The sequence below is a fragment of the Kitasatospora nipponensis genome, assembly GCF_039528135.1.
GTDB lineage: Bacteria > Actinomycetota > Actinomycetes > Streptomycetales > Streptomycetaceae > Kitasatospora > Kitasatospora nipponensis.
The window spans coordinates 1-870 of sequence record NZ_BAAALF010000578.1 but is presented as its reverse complement, the minus strand read 5'-3'; the positions used below and the strand labels follow the sequence as shown (position 1 = coordinate 870).

The following is an 870-nucleotide window of genomic DNA, read 5'->3' as shown; positions in this document are numbered from 1 at the left end:
CACCCGGGAGGTCGGACCTTGCCCGCGCCGGTGTCGACCGAGAACGTGCGGCACCGCCGCACCGAGCAGGGTGGAGTGCCGGACCGATGCGGGACTTGAAGCAGCTGGTGAAGGCGTACGACGTGCGTGGTGTGGTGCCGGATCAGTGGGACGAGTCGTTGTCGTTCGCGTTGGGTGCGGCGTTCGTGCGGGTGGTGGGCGCCTCCGCGATCGTGGTGGGCCACGACATGCGCCCCTCCTCGCCGTCCCTGTCGCGTGCGTTTGCCGAGGGCGCGGCGGGTTCGGGTGCGGATGTGGTGGAGATCGGCCTCTGCTCCACCGACCAGCTCTACTACGCGTCGGGGTCCCTCGACCTGCCGGGTGCGATGTTCACGGCCTCCCACAACCCGGCGCAGTACAACGGCATCAAGCTCTGCCGCGCGGGCGCCTCACCCGTGGGTCAGGACACCGGGCTCTCCGAGATCCGCGAGCTGGTGGAGTCCTGGACCGGGCCGGACGACACCGTGACCGTGCCCGCCCTGGACGTAACCCCGGGCACGCTGTCGGCGAAGGACACCCTGGGCGGGTACGCCGGTCACCTGCTGGGGCTGGTGGACCTGTCGGGGATCAGGCCGCTGAAGGTCGTCGTCGACGCGGGCAACGGGATGGGCGGGCACACGGTGCCGACCGTCTTCGCGGGGCTGCCCATCGACCTGGTGGAGCTGTACTTCGAGCTGGACGGCACGTTCCCCAACCACGAGGCGAACCCGCTGGACCCGGCCAACCTGGTCGACCTGCAGGCCGAGGTCACCGAGTGCGGCGCCGACCTGGGCCTTGCCTTCGACGGCGACGCGGACCGCTGCTTCGTCATCGACGAGCGCGGCGAGCCGG

General features: G+C 70.9%; 1 protein-coding gene. It reads left to right on the top strand.

The window, feature by feature from the left end:
* Positions 1-86 precede the first annotated feature (86 nt).
* Positions 87-870: phosphohexomutase domain-containing protein (locus tag ABD323_RS42015; protein WP_486327175.1), on the top strand; the 784-nt coding region annotated here is incomplete at its 3' end.